Source organism: Streptomyces sp. ICBB 8177 (assembly GCF_003144095.1).
In the GTDB taxonomy this organism is placed as follows: Bacteria; Actinomycetota; Actinomycetes; order Streptomycetales; family Streptomycetaceae; genus Streptantibioticus_D.
The window spans coordinates 393,892-413,894 of record NZ_NSKH01000024.1 but is presented as its reverse complement, the minus strand read 5'-3'; the positions used below and the strand labels follow the sequence as shown (position 1 = coordinate 413,894).

The window sequence follows — 20,003 nt, the reverse complement described above, 5'->3', positions numbered from 1 at the left end:
CTCAGCTCAGCCGGTCACCCTATGCCGCCCCCGATGAAACCCCCGTCACCACCACCGTTGCCGTTCCCGCCGGCCGGGTTGTCCATGGTCTGCAGGGTGACGGTCTGGCCCTGGGTGACCTGGCTGCCCGGCTGCGGGTTGCTGCCGACGACGATGGCGTTGCCGTCGTTCGGGCCGGAGGTCTGGATGCTGAGGTTGAGCCCGGACAGCTCCGACTGGACGTCGCTGAGCTTCTTGCCCACGATGTCGCTGGGCAGGGTGCTCTGCTGGCCGCCCTTGGAGACCGTCAGGGTGATCGTCGCGCCCTCGTTCGCCTGGGAGTTGGCGCCCGGGGACTGCGCGATGACCTGGCCGGACGGCTGGTTGGACTGCGCGTCGGACTCGACGACCTGGAAGCCCAGGCTGGTCAGCTGCTGCTTGGCCGCGTCGAACTGGTTGCCGACCACGTTGGGCACCGTCTGCTGCTGCGGCGTGGCCGCGTAGGTCAGCGTGATCTTGGCGTCCTTGGAGACCTCGGTGCCTGCCGCCGGGTCCTGGGAGACCACGGTGTTGGCGGGCTTGCCCGAGTTGCCGTCGTCCGCCTTGGTGACGACGTTGGTGAAGCCCTTGGACTGGAGGTCCTGCTTCGCCGTGTCGACGTTCTGGCCCGACTCGTCGGGGACCGCGATCGGCTTGGCGCCCTTGGAGACGGTCACCGTGATCGTCGTGCCCTTGGAGACCGAGGAGTTCGGCGACGGGTTCTGCGAGCAGATCTTGCCCTTGTCCTGGTCGCAGTAGTCGGTGCCGCCCTCGGCCACCTTCAGGCCCACGTTGGACACCGACGTCCTGGCCTGGGCCATCGTCTCGCCGGTGAGGTTGGGCGCGCTGATGCCGTCGTTGCCGGAGCCGGAGAACAGCGACTTGCCGATGAAGATCGCGCCGATCAGCACCAGCACCGCGGCGACCACCAGCAGCACCGTCGAGGTGTGGCTCTTCTTCTGCTGGCGCCGCCTGCCCTGCCGGTCCTCGTCGTAGCCGTAGCCCCCGTCGTCGTCGCGCATCGGCGGCAGCATCGATGTCTTCGGGCCGCCGTCCTGCGCGGGCAGCGCGGTGGTCGCGGCGCCGTCGCCGTACCCGCCGCCCGCGTAGCCGTAGCCGACCGCGCCCATCGCGGCGGTGGCGCCGACCGGCTGGCCGTCGAGGTAGGCCTCGATGTCGGCGCGCATCTCGTCGGCGCTCTGGTAGCGGTAGTCGGGGTCCTTGGTCAGCGCCTTCAGGACGATCGCGTCCATCTCGGGCGTGACCTCGGGGTCGTAGACGCTGGGCGGCTGCGGGTCCTCGCGGACGTGCTGGTAGGCCACCGCGACCGGCGAGTCGCCGACGAACGGCGGTCGTACGGTCAGCAGTTCGTACAGCAGGCAGCCGGTGGAGTACAGGTCGGAGCGCGCGTCGACGGTCTCGCCCTTGGCCTGCTCGGGCGAGAGGTACTGCGCGGTGCCGATGACCGCCGCGGTCTGCGTCATGGTCATGCCGGAGTCGCCCATCGCGCGGGCGATGCCGAAGTCCATGACCTTGACCTGGCCGGTGCGCGTGAGCATCACGTTCGCTGGCTTGATGTCGCGGTGGACGATGCCGTTGCGGTGCGAGTACTCCAGCGCCTGGAGGATGCCGACGGTCATCTCCAGCGAGCGCTCGGGCAGCAGCTTGCGCCCGGAGTGCAGCAGCTCACGCAGCGTGGAGCCGTCCACGTACTCCATGACGATGTACGGGATCGAGACACCGTCGACGTAGTCCTCGCCGGTGTCGTAGACCGCGACGATCGCGGGATGGTTGAGCGAGGCGGCCGACTGGGCCTCCCGGCGGAACCGGGCCTGGAACGACGGGTCACGAGCGAGGTCCGCCCGCAGCGTCTTCACAGCGACGGTGCGGCCGAGACGGCTGTCATGGGCGAGGTAGACCTCGGCCATGCCGCCGCGACCGAGCACCGAGCCCAGCTCGTACCGGCCGCCGAGGCGACGCGGCTCTTCCATAGTCAGTTCCAGCCTCTCCCTTTTCCGGAGGTTCCCGTCGGGTCCGGTGCCGCGTCCATGACGCACACCGCGCTCGGCCATACCGTACCGGCCGCCTCAAGACGATCCGGGCTCTCACCGCGAGCTGATACGCGACCGGTACCGTGACGTGCGAAAACGGACGCTTCGTAGAAGTCGGACGTGAGCGGATTCACTTCCGGCCGGCCGGTTTGCCCGGCCCGCGCGGAACCCAAGTGACCCGGGTCACTTGTTCAGGACGGCCTCCATGACGGACTTGGCGATCGGGGCGGCCAGGCCGCCGCCGGAGATGTCGTCGCGGTTGGCGTTTCCGTCCTCCACGACGACCGCGACCGCGACCGGGGAGCCCTGGTCGGTCTTGGCGTAGCTGATGAACCACGCGTACGGCAGCGCGCTGTTGGCGACGCCGTGCTGCGCGGTACCGGTCTTGCCGCCGACCGTGACGCCGGGGATCTGCGCCATGGTGCCGGTGCCCTTGTCGACCACGTTCTCCATCATCTGCTGGAGCTTCTGCGCGGTCTCGGGCGACATCGCCTGGCTCATCTGCTTCGGGCTGGTCTGGTCGACGACGCTCAGGTTGGGCGCCCGCAGCTGGTCGACCATGTACGGCTGCATCAGCTTGCCGTCGTCGGCGACCGCGCCGGCGACCATCGCCATCTGCAGCGGGGTGGCCGCGGTGTCGAACTGGCCGATGGAGGACAGCGCGGTCTGCGACGGGTACATCGGCTTGCTGTCGAAGTTGCTGGCCACCGTGCGCACCGGGGTGTCGGTGGTCGAGTCGAAGCCGAACTTCTTCGCCTCGGCCAGCATCTTGCTCTGCCCCAGGTCCGCGCCGATCTTGCCGAAGACGGTGTTGCAGGAGTACTGCAACGCCGTCATCAACGAGGCGTTCTTGCAGGGGATGTTGCCCTCGTTGTTCAGCACGGTGCTGGTGCCGGGCAGGGTGTACGGCAGCGGAGAGTCGGTGGGGGCGTTGACGTCGCTGTACAGGCCGTTGTCCAGGGCCGCCGCCGCGGTCACGATCTTGAACGTGGAGCCGGGCGGGTAGGTCTGCCGCAGCGCCCGGTTGAGCATCGGCTGGTCGGGGTCGTTGACCAGTTTCGACCAGTTCTTGGAGTCCTGGGTCGAGTTGCCCGCGATGCTCGACGGGTCGTACGACGGGGTGCTGGCCAGCGCCAGGATCGCGCCGGTCTGCGGATTGATCGCGGCGACCGCGCCCTTCTTGTTCCCCAGCCCGTTGAACGCGGCGGCCTGCGCCTTGGCGTTGAGCGTGGTGACCACGTCACCGCCCTGCTGCTGCTTGCCGGTGAGCATGTCGATGGTCCGGTTGAAGAACAACCGGTCGTCGTCGCCGGTGAGGATCTTGTCCTCGACGCCCTCCAGCATCGTGGTGCCGAAGGCCTGCGAGGCGAACCCGGTCACGGGCGCCCACATGGGGCCGTCGGTGTAGGTGCGCTTGTACTTGAAGTCGCTGCCCGAGGTGGTGGTGTGGCCGGTTATCGCCTTGCCGTCCACGATGATGTCGCCGCGTGGCTTGGCGTACTCCTCGATCTGGACCCGGCGGTTGTGCGTGTCGTTCTTGAGCGAGTCGGCCTCGACGAACTGGATCCAGTTGTCGCGCAGCAGCAGGGCGAAGATCAGCAGGCCGCAGAATATGGCGACTCGGCGCAGGGGCTTGTTCACAGGCGGACCACCTGGGTCGGCTCGGCGTCGGGGGACGAGGCGGGCGCGGGCGCCGGGCGGCGCGCGGTGTCGCTGATCCGCAGCAGGATCGCGACCAGCGCCCAGTTGGCGACCACGGAGGAGCCGCCCTGGGCGAGGAACGGCATGGTCATACCGGTCAGCGGGATCAGGCCGGTCACACCGCCCGCGACGACGAAGACCTGGAGGGCCATCGCGCTGGACAGCCCGATCGCCAGCAGCTTGCCGAACGGGTCGCGGGCGGCCAGCGCGGTGCGCACACCGCGTTCCACCAGCAGCCCGTACAGCAGCAGGATCGCCATCAGGCCGCACAGGCCCAGTTCCTCGCCGACGGTGGCGAGGATGTAGTCGGACTTCACGCCGATGCCGCCGATCAGGCGCGAGTAGCCCTGGCCGAGGCCCGAGCCGAGCACGCCGCCGGAACCGAACGACCACATCACCTGGGCCGCCTCGGTGGCGCCGTGCTGGGCGATGCCGGCGAAGGGGTTGAGCCACTGGTCGACGCGGACCTTCACGTGCGGCGAGGTCATGCCGACCACGGTCGCGCCGCCCGCCGCCAGCAGCAGGCCGAAGACGATCCAGCTGGTGCGCTCGGTGGCGACGTAGAGCATCACCACGAACAGGCCGAAGTACAGCAGCGTGGAGCCCAGGTCGGTCTCGACGACCAGGATCATCATGCTCAGCGCCCAGATCACCAGGATCGGGCCGAGGTCGCGGCCGCGCGGCAGGTACAGGCCCATGAAGCGGCGGCTGGCCAGCGCGAGGGCGTCACGCTTGACCATCAGATAACCGGAGAAGAAGATCGCCAGGATGATCTTGGCGAACTCACCGGGCTGGATGGAGCCGAGGCCCGGGATGATGATCCACAGCTTCGAGCCGTTGACCGCGGGGAAGAACATCGGCGCGACCAGCAGCAGCAGCGCGGCCACCCCGGAGATGTAGGTGTAGCGCTGGAGGATGCGGTGGTCCTTGAGGAACACCAGCACCGCCACGAACAGCGCGACCGCCAGCGCCGACCACATCAGCTGCCCCGGCGCGCGCGGCCCGCCGAGCGCCTTGGTGGTGATCGACGGCTCCAGGTCGAGCCGGTAGATCAGCACCAGCCCGAGCCCGTTGAGCAGCGTCGCGATCGGCAGCATCAACGGGTCGGCGTACGGCGCGAACTTGCGCACCATCACGTGCGCGACGCCCGCGATCAGGCCGAGGCCGAGTCCGTAGCCGAGCATTCCGGCGGGGATCGAGCCGTTCTTGGCCAGGCCGACGTTGGCGTAGGCGAGCACCGGGATCGCGACGGCGAACAGGAGCATCACCAGCTCGGTGTTGCGCCGGTTCGGTGCCCCGACCGAGCTGATGGTGGTGGTGTTGCTGACGCTGCTCACTGCGGGCCGCCCCCTCCTGGTGCTATTGCTGGCCGGTGCCGCACTGCTGCGCCAGCTTCTGCTCGTCGGCGGAGAGTGCCGGCGCCGACGGGCTCGGGCTCGGCTTGGTGGACGGGGAGGTGGTGCCGGGCGTGCCGTGGCCCGAGGTGTTGACGGCCGCGTCGGTGCCGATGGTGGACCCGCCGGGGGTGGCCTGGCCGCCGGTCGCGGCGCCGGCGCCGTCCTTGGTCCCGGTCGTGCCGCTGGTCTTCCCGCTGGGCTTGCCACCGGGGGCAGGGGTCTTCTGCTTGCTCTCGGCGACGATGCGGCAGACGGTGGCCTGCTTGCCGAGGTCGCCGGCCTCCGCGTTCGCCTGGGCGAGGCTGGTGACGCCCATGGTGCTCTGCACCTGGCTGCGCTGGTAGGTCGGCAGGTACTTGAGTTCGATCTCCGGGTGGTCGGTGTGCACCTTGGACAGGCTCAGGCCCAGCAGGCTCTGGTTGATGCCCTGGTAGACGGCTACGTGGTCGCCGTTGGCGCCCACGTAGTACTGGGTCTGGGTCCAGCGGTAGCCGCCGTACAGCCCGCCGCCGATGACCGCGAGCACCGCGATCGCGATCGCGGTGCGCTTGGGCCACTTGCGCTTGCGCTTGGGCTTCGCGTGGCCCTCCGAGGCGGCGCTCTCGTCGTACGGGCCGAAGCTGCCCAGCGGGGCCTGCGGCTCCTGCTCGCCCTCCGGCGGGCCGAACGCGCCCTGCGGTGCCTGCGGCTGCTGGGGCGTGCCGCGGCCGAGGCCGGCGGCGCGGCCCGCGGGGGTCTGGAGGTGGCGGGGGTCGGCCAGGCCGTGCGGGTTCTCCGCGACGGCGCCGACCACCACCGGGTTCTCGTTGAGCTGGCCCGCCAGGGTGTCGCCGTCCTCGGCGTCCAGGACGTCGGCCACGATGCAGGTGATGTTGTCCGGGCCGCCGCCGCGCAGCGCGAGCTGGATCAGCTCCTGCACCGTCTCGTACGGGCCCTGGTAGCTGGCGAGCGTCTCTTCGAGGGTCTGGTGGCTGACCACGCCGGACAGGCCGTCGGAGCAGATCAGGTAGCGGTCGCCGACCCGGACCTCGCGGATCGACAGGTCGGGTTCGACCTGGCCGCGGCCGTCCAGCGCGCGCATCAGCAGGGAGCGCTGCGGGTGGGTGCCGGCCTCCTCCTCGGTGATCCGGCCCTCGTCCACCAGCCGCTGGACCCAGGTGTGGTCCTGGGTGATCTGCGTCAGCACGCCGTCGCGCAGCAGGTAGCCGCGGGAGTCGCCGATGTGCACCATGCCGAGCCGCTGCCCGGTCCACAGCATCGCGGTGAGCGTGCAGCCCATGCCCTCCAGCTGCGGGTCCTCCTCGACCATGTCGCGCAGCTGGTCGTTGGCGCGCTGCACGGCCTCGCCGAGGGAGGTGAGCACGTCGGAGCCGGGCACGTCGTCGTCGAGCGTGACCAGGGTGGAGATGACCTCGGAGCTGGCGACCTCGCCGGCCGCCTGGCCGCCCATGCCGTCGGCGATCGCGAGCAGCCGCGGGCCGGCGTAGCCGGAGTCCTCGTTGTGCTCACGGATCATGCCCACGTGGGACCCGGCGGCGAAGCGCAGGGACAGACTCATGCGCACCTCGCCCGTCGGCTCGGGGTACATCCGCACGCTGCCCACCCTCTCGGTCGCGCTCGCTCGCTCCGCTGGCTCATAGTGCGACTACTTCCGCAGCTCGATGACGGTCTTGCCGATGCGGATCGGGGCACCGAGCGGAATGGGCGTCGGTGTGGTGAGCCGCGCGCGGTCCAGGTAGGTGCCGTTGGTGGATCCGAGGTCCTCGACGATCCACTGACCGTCGCGGTCCGGATAGATCCTGGCATGCCTCGACGACGCGTAGTCGTCGTCGAGCACGATGGTCGAATCGTGCGCCCGGCCGAGGGTGATGGTCTGGCCCTGGAGTGCGACGGTCGTACCCGTCAGCGAACCCTCGGTGACGACGAGCTTGGTCGGCGCCCCCCGGCGCTGGCGGTTCTGCTGGCGCTGCGGGGCGGGCGCGGCCTGCTGGCGCTGCTGCGGCGGACGCTGGCCGCTCTCCGCGCGCCGGGCGGCGCGCTGCGTCACCTTGGTTCCGAACAGATCACTACGGATGACCTGTACCGCGACGATGACGAACAGCCACAGCACGGCGAGAAAGCCCAACCGCATGACCGTCAGGGTCAGCTCTGACATTGCCCCCGCTTCACCCTTCGGCTTGCCGGTACACGATGGTGGTACTGCCCACGACGATGCGTGAGCCGTCGCGGAGCGTAGCGCGCTGGGTGTGCTGCCCGTCCACCACGATGCCGTTGGTGGAGCCGAGGTCCTGGACCATCGAGGGCGACCCGACGCGGATCTCGCAGTGCTTGCGGGAGACCCCGGGGTCGTCGATCCGCACGTCCGCTTCGGTGCTGCGGCCCAGCACCAGGGTCGAGCCGGAGATCTGGTGGCGGTTGCCGTTGATCTCGATCCACCGCCGGGCGGTGGAGGACGGGTCGCCGGTGCCCGGCAGCCGGGTCACCGAGCCGCGTCCGGGCGGCGGACCGGCCGGCATGGGCGGCGGGGAGGCGGGCTGCGGGGGGTAGCCGTAGCCCCCGGGCCGCTGCTGACGGCCGGGCGGACGGCCGCCGGGCGGCGGGTACTGCCCGGCGTCGTGGGCCTGGCGGGCCTCGGCGGCGTGCGGCTGCGACTCGCTGCTCGCCAGCGTGCGGCTGCGCACCCGGTACAGCCCGGTGTCGAGGTCGTCGGCCTTCTCCAGGTGCACCTTGATCGGGCCCAGGAAGGTGTACCGCTGCTGCTTGGCGTAGTCCCCGACCATGCCCGACAGCTCGTCGCCGAGCTGGGTCGCGTAGGGGCTCAGGCGCTCGTGGTCGGAGGGGCTCAGTTCGACGATGAAGTCGTTGGGCACGACCGTGCGGTCGCGGTTCCAGATCGTCGCGTTGTTGTCGCACTCCCGCTGGAGCGCGCCCGCGATCTCGACCGGCTGGACCTCGGACTTGAACACCTTGGCGAAGGTGCCGTTGACGAGACCTTCGAGTCGCTGCTCGAAGCGCTTCAGTACTCCCACGGGGCACCTCCTTCCTCGGTTCCGCTTCCGTACGGTGCGGTTCTCGCTTCGTACTGCTTACTGATCGTATCCACGCGACGGGAAATCAGGTGGTTCCCCTCAGCCATCGACTACAACAGTGTCGACCCTCACACACCGCGATCCCGACGGGGGTCGGACGGAACCTTCCCGTCCGCTTGTCGTGCTGCGGTGTCGTTCGTCGTACTGCGGTGCCGTTGTCTTCACAGGGATGGTAGATGCGGCTCCTGTCAGTGTCCCGCAAGGTCCCGCGTCGCCGGGTCCGCCCCCCGCCCTCCGGAAGCCCTGCCCCCGGGAACGGATGTGAATCCACCCCGGATGACGTGCTAGTCTTCAGGACGTCGGGAGGCGCTCCCACCGGTTCCGAAGGCCAGTAAGAACGGCTCGGAAAGTGTGGCAGAATCGAACGGCAGCACCCAATGCGCGGGTGGCGGAATAGGCAGACGCGCTGGATTCAGGTTCCAGTGCCCGAAAGGGCGTGGGGGTTCAACTCCCCCCTCGCGCACAGAGTGAGACCCCGCTCCGGAGATCCGGAGCGGGGTCTTCTTCGTTGTACGGGAACGCCGTACGGGAACCTCGCCGGGTGGGCGGTCGTTGGGCGGGGTGGGCAAAGGAATCGTCAAGTGGCGTGGCCCGCGCCGGATTGTGCGGGGTGTCGTAATGGGTGTCAGCCTCACCAAGGGCGGCAACGTCTCGCTGACCAAGGAGGCCCCGGGTCTGACCGCGGTCACCGTGGGGCTGGGCTGGGACGTGCGCACCACCACCGGGACCGACTTCGACCTGGACGCGAGCGCGCTCCTGCTGGACGGCGGCGGCAAGGTGCTGTCCAACGGGCACTTCGTCTTCTTCAACAACCTCAAGAGCCCCGACGGCTCCGTCGAGCACACCGGTGACAACCTCACGGGTGAGGGCGAGGGTGACGACGAGGCGATCAAGGTCAACCTCGCGGCCGTCGCGCCCGAGGTCGACAAGATCGTCTTCCCGGTCTCCATCTACGAGGCCGAAGGCCGCGGCCAGAGCTTCGGGCAGGTGCGCAACGCGTTCATCCGCGTCGTCAACCAGGCGGACGGCAAGGAGCTGGCGCGCTACGACCTGACGGAGGACGCCTCGACCGAGACCGCGATGGTCTTCGGCGAGCTGTACCGCAACGGGGCGGAGTGGAAGTTCCGCGCGATCGGCCAGGGCTACGCGTCCGGCCTGGTCGGCATCGCCCGTGACTTCGGCGTGACGCTTTGAGGGTCTTTTTCCGTATGGATGACGGTTCACGGCGCCGGCGTCATTGAGGTGGCTGGTGCCGTGAGGTGGCCGCCGGCGGTCGAGGGTGCGGGATGCGGGCGGTGAGACCGATCACGGCGAAGGGCCGCGCGGAGTGCTCCGCGCGGCCCTTCGCCGTGCCGGGGCCGTAGCCCCCTACCGTGCCGGTCGGTCCGGATCAGGCCGCCAGGCGGGCGGCCAGCTCCTTGGCGCGGCTGGTCGCGGTCTCGTGGGCCTTGGCCGCCGAGGCGTCCGCCAGCTCGACCAGGTCGGCCATCGCCGGGTTGACCCGGGCCAGCGTCAGCTCGGGCACGATGAACTCGACGTCCAGGCCGAGGGCGCCGTTCAGCGCCTTGTCCAGGTAGGTGGTGACGAACTCGAAGCTCTCGCGCGGGGTGCCCGGCCCGTAGCCGCCGCCGCGGCTGGCCACGACGATGGCCGGGGTGCCCTTGGCGGACGGGTTCTCACCGGAGGTGCGGCCCATGAGGATGACCTGGTCCAGCCACGCCTTCAAGGTGGAGGGGATCGTGAAGTTGTACATCGGCGCGCCGATGAGCACCGCGTCGGCCTGCTCCAGTTCCTCCGCCAGCTTCACCCGCAGGGCGAACGCCTCCGCCTGCTCCGGGGTGTGCGTGGCCGGGTCGGCGAAGCCCGCGCTGGCGGCGGCCGTGTCGAGGTGCGGCAGGGGCTCGGCGGCGAGATCGCGGTAGATCACCGTGCCGCCCGGGTGCTGGGCCTCCCATTCCTTGCGGAAGGTGGCGGTGACGGCACGCGAGGCGGAGTTGTCGCCGTTCAGCGAGGAGTCGATGTGCAGCAGGGTGGCCATGGTGGTCCCTCCACGGGTCCAGTTAGTTGAAAGTCTTACCTCTACTAGGGATACCACACCTACTAACAAAAATATAGTGACTGCGGTCGGTGCAGTACGATGGCGGCATGCGGGATCCTCAGGAGTGCAAGGCGATCGACCAGGGAATCACCCGCGTCTTCACGCTGCTCGGCAAGCGCTGGACCGGTGTGATCATCGCTGTGCTGATGGCCCAGGGGCGGTCGCACTTCGCCGAGCTGCGCCGAGCGGTGCCGGGGATCAGCGAGCGCATGCTCTCCGACCGGCTCTCCGAGCTGACCGCGGCCGGCCTGGTGCTGCGCGAGGTGGACGAGGGGCCCCCGCTGCGGGTCGGCTACCAGCTCACGCCCGCGGGCGACGCGCTGGCCCCCGCGATGAACGAACTGGCCGACTGGGCCGCCCGCCACATGCCCGAGGCCCCGGCCTGCCCCCGTGCTCCGGCCGCCAGGACGGAGAACGCCTGACGGCGCTTCAACGGTGGGCTGCGAGAAGGGCGTCGACGGCCCGCGTCTTCGGTTCGATGACGCCGTCGGGGCCTCGCGTTCCACGTCCTGGGCTGGTCGCGCTCCGGGGTCGGCTCGCGTTTCCGGGGCCGGCTCGCATCCAGATCCCGATCGCGTTCCCGAGGCCGGCGAGGCGCCGGTCTACGACGGTGCGACGTCGTAGACCACCGACGCCTCGTTGAAGCGGACGAGGTACTCCGCGAAACGGCTGAGGTCGTCCTGCGGCCAGTCCGCGAAGCGGCGGCGGAAGACCTCCTGGCGTCGCGTGTGTGCCGTGGTCAGCACCTCGTAGCCGGAGGGCGTCGGATGCAGGACCTGGACGCGCTGGTCGTCGGGGTCGGGGCGGCGCTCGACGAAGCCGAGCTTCTCCAGCGCGGCGACCTGCCTGCTGACGGTGGACTTGTCCAGCATGTAGTGCGCGGCGAGGTCGGTGGCCCGGCAGCCGCGCTGGTCGGCGAGGTGGGCGAGCAGGGTGAAGGCGACGAGGGAGAGTTCCGGATGCATCCGGGCGGCCGTCGAGCGGGCGCGCCGGGCGAAGGCGGTCAGCTCGCGGTGGATGGTCTCGACCGACTCCTCCCGGTCCTCCCGGGCGTCTCGGTCCACCCGTTCTTCCCGGCTGTCGTCGTTGCTGCTCACGGCGCGCTCGGCGCTCCGGGCACCGGGGCCTGGCGAAGCTGACACGGGGTTCCCCTTTCAGATGGTTGTATAATACAACACATCGGAGGGGAAAGCGGCCCACTGGACGGTTCTTCGGTTCCCCGGTGACATGCCCTCCCGCGGTCGCGGCTACTCCTTCGGCAGCGGCAGTTCGAACCACACCACCTTGCCGACCGCCTTGCGGCTCGTCCCCCAGCGCCGCGAGAGGTTGCTGACCAGTGCCAGCCCCCGGCCGTGCTCGTCGACCGCGTCGGCCCGGCGTAGCTGCGGCAGGTTGTGGTTGTCGTCACTGACCTCGACCAGCAGCTTGCCGACCCGCATCAGGCGCAGCTGCACCTCGTGCGAGGCGACCCGCAGCGCGTTGGTCACCAGCTCGCTGACCAGCAGCTCCGTCAGGTCGGACAGCTGGCCCAGGCCCCACTGCGCCAACTGCTTGCGGGTCACCGCCCGCGCGGTGCGCACCTCCGAGGGGTCGAGCGCGAGCTGCCACTCGGCGACGTCCGCCGACGCGATGCCCTCGAAACGGGCGACCAGCAGCGCAACGTCGTCCCTGCGGTCCTCGGAGTGGACGCGGGAGAGGATCTGGTCGCAGACGTCCTCGGGCGTCTGCTGCGGTTCGATCACGTTGGAGCACAGCGCGGCCAGCCCCGCGTCTATCCCCTCGCCGCGCACCTCGACCAGCCCGTCGGTGCACAGCACCAGCCAACTGCCGTCAGGAACGGGGATCTCCACCGTCTCGAAGGGCACCCCGCCCACCCCGATCGGCGCGCCCTCCGGGATGCTCAGCAGCTCGCCCCGGCCGTCGCCGCGCACCAGGACCGGCGGGATGTGGCCCGCGTTGGCCAGCGCGAGGGTGCGGTGGATCGGGTCGTAGACCGCGTAGACGCAGGTCGCCAGATGGTCGGCGCCGAGCCGCTGGGCGAGGTTGTCCAGGTGGCGCAGCAACTGCGCGGGCGGCAGGTCGAGCGCGGCCATGGTCTGCACGGCGGTGCGGAACTGCCCCATCACGGCCGCGCTCAGCAGCCCGTGGCCCATCACGTCGCCGACGACCAACGCGACGCGCCCGCCCGGCAGTTGGACCGCGTCGAACCAGTCGCCGCCGACCTGCGCCTGCCGGTCGCCGGGCCGGTAGTGGTGGGCGATGCGCACACCGGGGATGCGCGGCGGGGAGGTCGGCAGCATGCTGCGCTGGAGGGTCGCGGCGGCGCGCGACTCCATGCGGTGCAGGCGGGCGTTGTCCAGGTGGACGGCGCCGCGCGCGGCGAGTTCCGCGGCGGTCGCCGCGTCCGTGGCGTCGAACGGCCGCCGCTGCGGCTCCCGTACGAAGCACATCCTGCCCAGCACGGTGCCGCGCGCGGTCAGCGGGGTCAGCAGCACGGAGCGGCCGGGCAGCAGCGGGGCGAGCGCGGGCACCCCGAGGTCCTCGGCGAGCCCGGCGGCGATCGTCGGGTCGACGACCGGCAGCAGGAAGGGTTCGTCCAGCGCGGGCGCGTGCCCGGCCGGGATGGTGTACAGCTCGCCCTCCGGCAGGGCGCGGCTCCACGGGCCGTGCGGGCTGCCCTTGGCGACGGCGATGCGGCGCACCACGCGGGGGCCCGTGGCGGTGCCGTGCGGGTCGGCGCCGTGCGGGTCGGGGCCGGTGTCCGAGGCGGCGTCGGAGAAGACCTGGTCGACCAGCAGCACGGTGGCGAAGTCGGCGAAGCGCGGCACGGCTACGGCGCACAACTCGGCCGCCGTGGCGTCGAGTTCGAGGGTGGTGCCCACCCGGGTTCCGGTCTCGCGCAGCAGCGCGAGCTGCTCGTCCAGCACCGTGCCGGGAACGACGGGCGGGAACGCGGGCACGGGGGTGAGCGCGTCGGCGGCGACGCCGGTGGGGCCTTCGTACGCCGCGGGTGAGTCGTACGTCCTGGCTGGGTCGTACGTCGTCGGGTCGTGCGTCGTCGTCGGGTCGTACGCCGTGGGCGGGGCGGTGTCGCGGGGGGCGGGAAGCAGTTCGGCGCGGCGCCGGGGGACGGAACGGCGGGCGGGACGCCGCGTGGCGGAGACGGCAGTGGCGGCGGCGGTGGGCCGACCAGGGGCTGCGACCGTTTCGTCCGGCCGGATCACGGCGCCACCGGAGCGCGCGGCCTCGTACGGGAGCGCCTCGTAGGGAAGCACCGGCAGCACGGCGGTCCCCTCGATCTCCAGCGCGGGAGGTCCGAGGCGGGTGATCTCCCGGGTGATCCGCTCCAGGCGGCCGGGGCTGACTCGGGGCAGGACGGCGCCGAGGCGGTCGGCGGGACCGGCGGTCTCCGTGGGGCCCGCAGGGCTTTCATGATCCATGGGCGCGGCCAGCCGGGCGGTGACGCGGACGCCCTCCGTGCCCGGCTCTCCGACCAGCGCGTACGGCAGCAGCCGGTCGCCGACCGCGACGCGCAGGCCTCCGGTGCGCAGCGGCGTGGCGTGCGCGGCCAGCACCAGAAGGCTGCGGCCTGCCGGTTCGGCAACGCGGTAGGACCACCACAGCACGTCCCGAACCGCGCCGTCCCGGTCCGTGACCGGGAACCGGCCGGCCCAGCAGGGGCGGGTCAGGTCGTCGAGGAGTTCGGTCGCGTCCCGCAGCTGTCCGGGCGAGGTCGGCACCGGCGCGGCCAGCAATCCCGCCGCGCGGTGGCCGTGCACCGACTCCCAGCGGTGGCCGAAGAGTTCCTGCGCGCCGCGGTTCCAGTACGAGACGCGCCCGTCGGTGTCGACGGCCACCACGGCCAGCCGCAGCAGCGCCGCGATCCCGGGCACGGGCGCGACCCCTTCCTGCGCCCCGCCGCCCTCGACGTCGCCGCGACCGGCGTCCGCGCCGTCCGTGGTGACCGGAGGTCTGCTCGTCCCGTGTGAGTCGTCCAACGTCTTGTCCAACGTCGTGCACCTACGGTTCTCGGCCAACGGTCGCCGGAGGGCAGCCGTGAATACATTCTGGCTCCAGGCAAGCACGAAACGTCATGGGAGTGCGAGGAAATACCGAGATTGCCCACCTGCGGAAGGGGGTTGGGCCCCCGGTGTGGACAGGGGGCGGAGCGCTGTGCTTGCCGGGCGGGCCGCCTGGCCTGCGGGCCGGGGCGCGACGGCAGGGGCTGCGACCTGCGTGCCGGAGCGCGGGGCCGGGACCCAGGTAGCGGGTGGCCGCGAGGGACGGGCCCGGGTGATGGGCCGTGAGCCGTGGGCCCCGCGGCCGGCGGGGGCCGGGTCCCGGCGGCCGGGCGGCTCGGTTTGCGCCGACTCGTAGGCTGGTCGCGTGACGAACCCGGAAGGCGCACAGGAGACCCGGCGGCACGACGGCGAGGCCGCGGGCCCGCCGTCCGACCAGCCGCCGAGCGGCACCGAGGACCGCTCGGAGCAGGGCGGCACCGAGGACCGCCTGGAACGGGCGGTGCTCGCCGCCGAGCGGGCCCTGATCGAGTTCGAGATCGCGGTGGAGAGCTTCCGGGTCGAGGTGGAGAACTTCTCCCGGCTGCACCACCAGCGACTCGGCCCGATGTACGCGCGTCTCGACGAACTCGACGCCCTGATCGCGGAGGCGGTCGCGGCGCACAGCGGCGAGCGTGACGACATCCGGCGTGCCTGGGAGGCGCGCGCCCTGGTGATGCCGATGCCGGGCGTGGAGGAGCTGTTCGAGGGGCTGCTGGGCTCGGACGGGGTGCGGCAGGTGGACGATCCGCAGGCGCCGCGCCGGGTGCGGCCCGCCGAGGAGGCCCGCCGCCTCTACCGCGAACTGGTCCGCAAGGCCCATCCCGACCTGGCCCGCGGTGAGGAGGACCAGCGGCTGCGCGGCGAGTTCATCGCACGCGTCAACGAGGCGTACGCGCAGGGCGACGAGGCCGCGCTGCGCTCGCTCGCCGAGGAGTGGGAGGCCGGGCCCGCGCCGGAGCGCCCGCCGCTGACCAAGGCCGAGGAACTGTACGCCCGGCTGGAGTGGCTGGCCCAGCGCAAGGAGTCGCTGGCCGCGGTCGCAGCGGAACTGGAGGCCAGCGCGATCGGCCAGATGATGAAGCTCGCCCCCCAGGACCCGGACGGCCTGCTCAACGAGATCGCCGAACAACTGCTGTCCCAGGTCGCCGAACGCGAACGCCGCCTCGCGGACCTCGTCGGCAAGGTGGACCGCGCCGAGGGCTGAGCGGGCGGGGCGGAACGGGATCTGGCCGCGTGGCCGGCGCCGGCGCGGATGAGAGGATGGGCCGACCGGAACCGACGGAAGGCCCACCGATGAACTTCGCCCCGCTGCCCGCCGTGGACGCCGCCGCCGTCCCGTCCGACGGGTACCTGCTCGACGTGCGGGAGAACGACGAGTGGTCGGTCGGTCACGCCCCCGAAGCGGTGCACATCCCGATGAGCGAACTGGTCGCGCGCATCGCGGAACTGCCCGCCGACCGGACCATCCACGTGGTGTGCCGGGTCGGCGGACGCTCCGCGCAGGTCGCCCAGTACCTGATCGCGCAGGGCGTGGACGCGGTCAACGTCGACGGGGGCATGCTCGCCTGGCACGCCGCCGGGCGCCCGCTGGTCAGCGAGACGGACGCCCCGGCCGGCGTTCTGTGACGACGGCGGCGCGACGGGCGGCTCGGCGGCCCGGGGCGCCCCCGGCGCATGACGTCCCCGGCGCGTGACGTCCGGGCGGCCACGGCACGCGGCCGGGTCAGGCGTCGAAGTCGACCTCGACCTTCTCCGTGACCGGATGCGACTGGCAGGCCAGTACGTATCCCGCGTCCACCTCCGACGGCTCCAGCGCGAAGTTGCGGTCCATCCGCACCTCGCCGGAGACCAGCTTCGCCCGGCACGTGCCGCACACCCCGCCCTTGCAGGCGTAGGGCGCGTCGGCGCGGTTGCGCAGCACCGTCTCCAGCACCGACTCCCCACCTCGCGACGGCCAGTCGCCGCTGCGGCCGTCGAGCGTCGCGTGCACGGTGGCGCCCACCGGGACCGCGGGGCGGGCGGTGGCGTCGGCCGCGGCACCCGTGTCCACGTGGAAGACCTCCTGGTGGACCCGGTCGGCCGGCACCCCGAGTCCGCGCAACGTGCGCTCCGCGTCCTCCACCAGCCCGTGGGGCCCGCACAGGAACCAGGCGTCCACCGCGTCCACCGGCAGCAACGCGGGCAGCAGCCTCCCCAGCCGCTCTCCGTCCAGCCGACCCGACGGCAGTCCCGCCTGCTGCTCCTCCCGGGAGAGCACGTGCACCAGCTGGAAGCGCCCCGGGTAGCGGTCCTTGAGGTCCGCCACCTCCTCCAGGAACATCGTGGAGGCCGCCGTGCGGTCGCTGCGTATCAGGCAGAACCGCGCCTCGGGACGCCGCGCCAGCAGCGTCGTCATGATCGACAGGACCGGGGTGATGCCGCTGCCCCCGACGACCGCGGCGAAGTGCCCGCCGCGTCCGGTCTCCGGCACCGCCGCCCACGCGCCCGCGCCGAACCGCCCGGCCGGAGTCATCACCTCCAGCTCGTCACCCGCCCGCAACTCCTTGAGCGCGTAGGTCGAGAACGCGCCGCCCTCCACCAGCCGCACCCCGACCCGCAGCCGTGCGGGCCCCGCGTCCGCGCCGTCGCCGGCGTCGTCGATGACTGCCGGATCGCAGACCGAGTACGTCCGCCGCACCTCCGCGCCGTCCACGAACCGCCGCACCGCGATGTGCTGCCCGGGCGTGAAGCGGTACGCCTCGCGCAGCGCGGACGGCACCTCGAAGGTGAGCGCCACCGCGTCGTCGGTGAGCCGGTCGACCTCGGCCACCCGGAGCGCGTGGAACGCGCTGTGGCGGGCCGTCGCCGTCATCGCCATCCCTCACAACTCCTTGAAGTGGTCGAACGGTTCACGGCAGCTCTCGCACCGCCGCAGCGACTTGCAGGCGGTGGACGAGAACCGGTTGAGCAACGTGGTGTCCAGCGAACCGCAGTGCGGGCAGCGCACCGACAGCTCGACCGGCACCGGCCCCGACGCCTCCTTCGGGCGCGGCGGGGCTATGCCGGACTCCGCCAGCTTGCGGCGGCCCTCCGGACTGATGGCGTCCGTGGTCCACGGCGGCGACAGCACCGTGCGCACCGACACCTCGGCCATGCCGCGCTCGCGGAGCCGGTCGGTGATGTCCGCGGCCATCGTCCCGACCGCCGGGCAGCCGGTGTACGTCGGCGTCAGCTCGACCTCCACCGCACCCGGCGCGACGACGCGCAGGCCCCGCAGCACGCCCAGCTCGTCGAGGGTGAGCATGGGCAGCTCGGGATCGGGGACACCGCCCGCTATGCGCAGCAGCTCCTCCTCCAGCGCCGTCATCGTCACCATGACGCCCCCGGGTGCGCCCGGTGCAGGTGCTGCATCTCCGCGAGCATCCGGCCGAACGGCTCGGTGTGGACGCCCTGCCGTCCGCCGCCCGCCGCCCAGTCGATCCGGTCGGTGCCCTCCGGCATGGTCAAGGTGGCGCGCGTGACGACCTCGGTGACAGACGCCAGCCACGGCTGCCGCAGCGCGTCGGCGCGTATCTCCAACCCCTCGACGGGCTCGAAGAGTTCACCGGTGTAGCGCCACAGGGCGTCCAGCGCCTCCTGCGTGCGGCGGTGGCTCTCCGGCGTGCCGTCGCCGAGCCGCAGCGTCCACTGGGCGGCGTGGTCGCGGTGGTAGGCGACCTCCTTGACCGCCTTGGCGGCCAACGCGCCCAGCTCGCCGTCCGGTTCGGCCGCCGCCAGCTCCAGGTACAGCAGCTCCTGGTAGGTGGAGAAGAACAGCTGCCGCACGATGGTGGACGCGAAGTCACCGTTGGGCCGCTCCACCAACTGCACGTTGCGGAAGGCCCGTTCCTCCCGCAGGTACGCCAGCTCGTCCTCGTCGCCCGCGAGCGAGTACAGGAAGCGCGCCTGGCCCAGCAGGTCGAGCGCGATGTTGGCGAGGGCCACCTCCTCCTCCAGCGCCGGCGCGTGCCCCACCCACTCGCCGAGGCGGTGGGACAGCACCAGCGCGTCGTCCGCCAGCGCCACCGCGGCCCACGCGGCCGTGCCGGGGGCGACGCCCGCGCCCGCGGAGGTGGCGAGGGAGCCGGGCCGGGTCGGCTCGCCGTTCACAGGTGCTGCACCCCTTCCGGGATCTCGTAGAACGTCGGGTGCCGGTAGACCTTGTCGGCCGCCGGTTCGAAGAACGGATCCTTCTCGTCCGGCGACGAGGCGGTGATCGCGGCGGCCGGGACCACCCAGATCGACACGCCCTCCCCGCGCCGGGTGAACAGGTCGCGCGCGTTGCGCAGGGCCATCTGCGCGTCGGGCGCGTGCAGGCTTCCCGCGTGGCTGTGGCTCAGCCCGCGCCTGCTGCGCACGAAGACCTCCCACAACGGCCAGTCGCCGCTCATCCCGCCATCGCCCCCTCGGTGCTCTCAGCGCTCTCGCTGCTCTTGGTGCTCTCGGTGCTCTCGGTGCTGTCCGTCGTGCCGTCGCCGGCGTGCTTGGCGGCGTAGGCGGCCGCCGCCTCGCGGACCCACGCGCCGTTCTCGTGCGCGGCGCGGCGCTGGGCGAGACGCTGTTCGTTGCAGGGGCCGTCGCCGCGCAGCACCCGCTGGAACTCCGACCAGTCGATCGGCCCGAAGTCGTAGCAGCCGCGCTCCTCGTTCCAGGCGATGTCCGGGTCGGGCAGGGTGAGCCCCAGCGACTCCGCCTGCGGCACGCATATGTCCACGAACCGCTGACGCAGCTCGTCGTTGGAGTGCCGCTTGATGCGCCAGGCCATCGACTGCGCGGAGTGCGCCGACTCGTCGTCCGGCGGGCCGAACATCATCAGCGACGGCCACCACCAGCGGTCCACCGCGTCCTGCGCCATCGCGTGCTGCGCCTCGGTGCCGCGCGACAGCGCCAGCAGCAGCTCGTAACCCTGGCGCTGGTGGAAGGACTCCTCCTTGCACACCCGCACCATGGCGCGCGCGTACGGCCCGTAGGAGCAGCGGCACAGCGGCACCTGGTTGGTGATCGCCGCGCCGTCCACCAGCCAGCCGATGGCGCCGACGTCAGCCCAGGTCAGGGTGGGGTAGTTGAAGATCGAGCTGTAGCGCTGGCGGCCCGCGTGCAGCTTGTCGAGCAGGTCGTCGCGGTTGACGCCCAGGGTCTCGGCGGCGCCGTACAGGTACAGGCCGTGTCCGGCCTCGTCCTGCACCTTGGCCATCAGGATCGCCTTGCGCCGCAGGCTGGGGGCGCGCGTTATCCAGTTGGCCTCCGGCTGCATGCCGATGATCTCGGAGTGCGCGTGTTGCGCGATCTGGCGGACCAGCGTGGCCCGGTAGGCGTCGGGCATCCAGTCGCGCGGCTCGATCCGCCCTTCGGCGGCCACCAACGCGTCGAACTCCGCCTGCTGGTCGACGGCGTCCGCCGTCTGTGCCGTGGCCATGCCGAAGCCTCCCTCACTCCCGTTGGGCCCTGGTGGACCTCATGAGCTACCGACCGACCGTTCGGTTCAATGGTGTGCCGGGTGGCGGAGGGTGTCAAGGCCGGGCCGCGGCCTGTGGATAACCTCGTACGGCTGTCCTAGCGGCGGCCTCATG

General features: G+C 71.6%; 18 protein-coding genes and 1 tRNA gene. 5 read left to right on the top strand and 14 right to left on the bottom strand.

The features are described 5' to 3' along the window. Positions 1 to 14: 14 nt before the first annotated feature. The 6 genes from pknB to CK485_RS28145 all read right to left on the bottom strand — a co-directional run bounded on the left by pknB (position 15) and on the right by CK485_RS28145 (position 8,196). Complete coding sequence (gene pknB, locus CK485_RS28170) at positions 15 to 2,009, bottom strand: Stk1 family PASTA domain-containing Ser/Thr kinase (RefSeq protein ID WP_109454731.1); 1,995 nt, start codon at positions 2,007 to 2,009, stop codon at positions 15 to 17. Between the two features lie 243 nt (positions 2,010 to 2,252). Further along, complete coding sequence (locus CK485_RS28165) at positions 2,253 to 3,710, bottom strand: penicillin-binding protein 2 (protein ID WP_109454730.1); 1,458 nt, start codon at positions 3,708 to 3,710, stop codon at positions 2,253 to 2,255. Continuing rightward, positions 3,707 to 5,107 (bottom strand): FtsW/RodA/SpoVE family cell cycle protein, encoded by a 1,401-nt coding sequence (locus tag CK485_RS28160; RefSeq protein ID WP_109454729.1) that lies wholly within the window; start codon positions 5,105 to 5,107, stop codon positions 3,707 to 3,709. Before CK485_RS28160 ends, CK485_RS28165 begins: the two co-directional genes overlap by 4 nt. Before the next feature lie 22 nt (positions 5,108 to 5,129). Next, positions 5,130 to 6,755: a PP2C family serine/threonine-protein phosphatase gene (locus CK485_RS28155; protein ID WP_241968678.1), complete on the bottom strand. Its 1,626-nt coding sequence runs from the start codon at positions 6,753 to 6,755 to the stop codon at positions 5,130 to 5,132. Positions 6,756 to 6,812: 57 nt separating this feature from the next. Then, entirely contained in the window at positions 6,813 to 7,322 is a 510-nt protein-coding gene (locus tag CK485_RS28150) for an FHA domain-containing protein (protein ID WP_109454727.1), read from the bottom strand. Between the two features lie 10 nt (positions 7,323 to 7,332). After that, positions 7,333 to 8,196, bottom strand: a complete 864-nt coding sequence (locus CK485_RS28145) for a DUF3662 and FHA domain-containing protein (protein ID WP_109454726.1) — start codon at positions 8,194 to 8,196, stop codon at positions 7,333 to 7,335. Between the two features lie 439 nt (positions 8,197 to 8,635). Between CK485_RS28145 and CK485_RS28140 the strand changes: the two genes are divergently transcribed. Together CK485_RS28140 and CK485_RS28135 are read left to right on the top strand one after the other, a co-directional pair. After that, positions 8,636 to 8,719 (top strand) — tRNA-Leu (locus tag CK485_RS28140). A gap of 155 nt (positions 8,720 to 8,874) precedes the next feature. Beyond that, positions 8,875 to 9,450 (top strand): TerD family protein, encoded by a 576-nt coding sequence (locus CK485_RS28135; protein WP_109454725.1) that lies wholly within the window; start codon positions 8,875 to 8,877, stop codon positions 9,448 to 9,450. Between the two features lie 196 nt (positions 9,451 to 9,646). Here the strand turns inward: CK485_RS28135 and CK485_RS28130 are convergent, their stop codons facing one another. Further along, positions 9,647 to 10,294, bottom strand: a complete 648-nt coding sequence (locus CK485_RS28130; RefSeq protein ID WP_109454724.1) for an NAD(P)H-dependent oxidoreductase — start codon at positions 10,292 to 10,294, stop codon at positions 9,647 to 9,649. A gap of 107 nt (positions 10,295 to 10,401) precedes the next feature. On the opposite strand from CK485_RS28130, the gene CK485_RS28125 reads away from it, so the two are divergent. After that, on the top strand, positions 10,402 to 10,776 hold the full coding sequence (locus CK485_RS28125; protein WP_109454723.1) for a helix-turn-helix domain-containing protein: 375 nt from the start codon (positions 10,402 to 10,404) through the stop codon (positions 10,774 to 10,776). 180 nt (positions 10,777 to 10,956) lie between these two features. Here CK485_RS28125 and CK485_RS28120 read toward each other — a convergent pair whose 3' ends face one another. Together CK485_RS28120 and CK485_RS28115 are read right to left on the bottom strand one after the other, a co-directional pair. Continuing rightward, positions 10,957 to 11,451 (bottom strand): MarR family winged helix-turn-helix transcriptional regulator, encoded by a 495-nt coding sequence (locus CK485_RS28120; RefSeq protein ID WP_241968657.1) that lies wholly within the window; start codon positions 11,449 to 11,451, stop codon positions 10,957 to 10,959. Positions 11,452 to 11,601: 150 nt separating this feature from the next. Continuing rightward, positions 11,602 to 14,364 (bottom strand): SpoIIE family protein phosphatase, encoded by a 2,763-nt coding sequence (locus CK485_RS28115; RefSeq protein WP_241968656.1) that lies wholly within the window; start codon positions 14,362 to 14,364, stop codon positions 11,602 to 11,604. A gap of 376 nt (positions 14,365 to 14,740) precedes the next feature. Between CK485_RS28115 and CK485_RS28110 the strand changes: the two genes are divergently transcribed. Both CK485_RS28110 and CK485_RS28105 read left to right on the top strand, forming a co-directional pair. Continuing rightward, positions 14,741 to 15,619, top strand: coding sequence for a hypothetical protein (locus CK485_RS28110; protein WP_241968655.1), 879 nt, complete (start codon positions 14,741 to 14,743; stop codon positions 15,617 to 15,619). An 89-nt stretch (positions 15,620 to 15,708) separates the two neighbouring features. After that, on the top strand, positions 15,709 to 16,041 hold the full coding sequence (locus CK485_RS28105; RefSeq protein ID WP_109454721.1) for a rhodanese-like domain-containing protein: 333 nt from the start codon (positions 15,709 to 15,711) through the stop codon (positions 16,039 to 16,041). A 97-nt stretch (positions 16,042 to 16,138) separates the two neighbouring features. Here the strand turns inward: CK485_RS28105 and paaE are convergent, their stop codons facing one another. The 5 genes from paaE to paaA all read right to left on the bottom strand — a co-directional run bounded on the left by paaE (position 16,139) and on the right by paaA (position 19,849). Then, complete coding sequence (paaE, locus tag CK485_RS28100; protein ID WP_109454812.1) at positions 16,139 to 17,266, bottom strand: 1,2-phenylacetyl-CoA epoxidase subunit PaaE; 1,128 nt, start codon at positions 17,264 to 17,266, stop codon at positions 16,139 to 16,141. 9 nt (positions 17,267 to 17,275) lie between these two features. Then, positions 17,276 to 17,770 carry a 1,2-phenylacetyl-CoA epoxidase subunit PaaD gene (gene paaD / locus CK485_RS28095; protein WP_109454720.1) on the bottom strand — a complete coding sequence of 165 codons (495 nt, stop codon included), beginning with the start codon at positions 17,768 to 17,770 and terminating at the stop codon, positions 17,276 to 17,278. After that, the gene (gene paaC, locus CK485_RS28090) at positions 17,764 to 18,459 is read right to left on the bottom strand and encodes a 1,2-phenylacetyl-CoA epoxidase subunit PaaC (RefSeq protein WP_241968677.1); all 696 of its coding nucleotides are present in this window, start codon (positions 18,457 to 18,459) and stop codon (positions 17,764 to 17,766) included. Before paaC ends, paaD begins: the two co-directional genes overlap by 7 nt. An 80-nt stretch (positions 18,460 to 18,539) precedes the next feature. Further along, positions 18,540 to 18,824 (bottom strand): 1,2-phenylacetyl-CoA epoxidase subunit PaaB, encoded by a 285-nt coding sequence (gene paaB, locus CK485_RS28085; protein ID WP_109454718.1) that lies wholly within the window; start codon positions 18,822 to 18,824, stop codon positions 18,540 to 18,542. Next, positions 18,821 to 19,849 carry a 1,2-phenylacetyl-CoA epoxidase subunit PaaA gene (gene paaA, locus CK485_RS28080; RefSeq protein WP_109454717.1) on the bottom strand — a complete coding sequence of 343 codons (1,029 nt, stop codon included), beginning with the start codon at positions 19,847 to 19,849 and terminating at the stop codon, positions 18,821 to 18,823. Before paaA ends, paaB begins: the two co-directional genes overlap by 4 nt. Positions 19,850 to 20,003 lie beyond the last annotated feature (154 nt).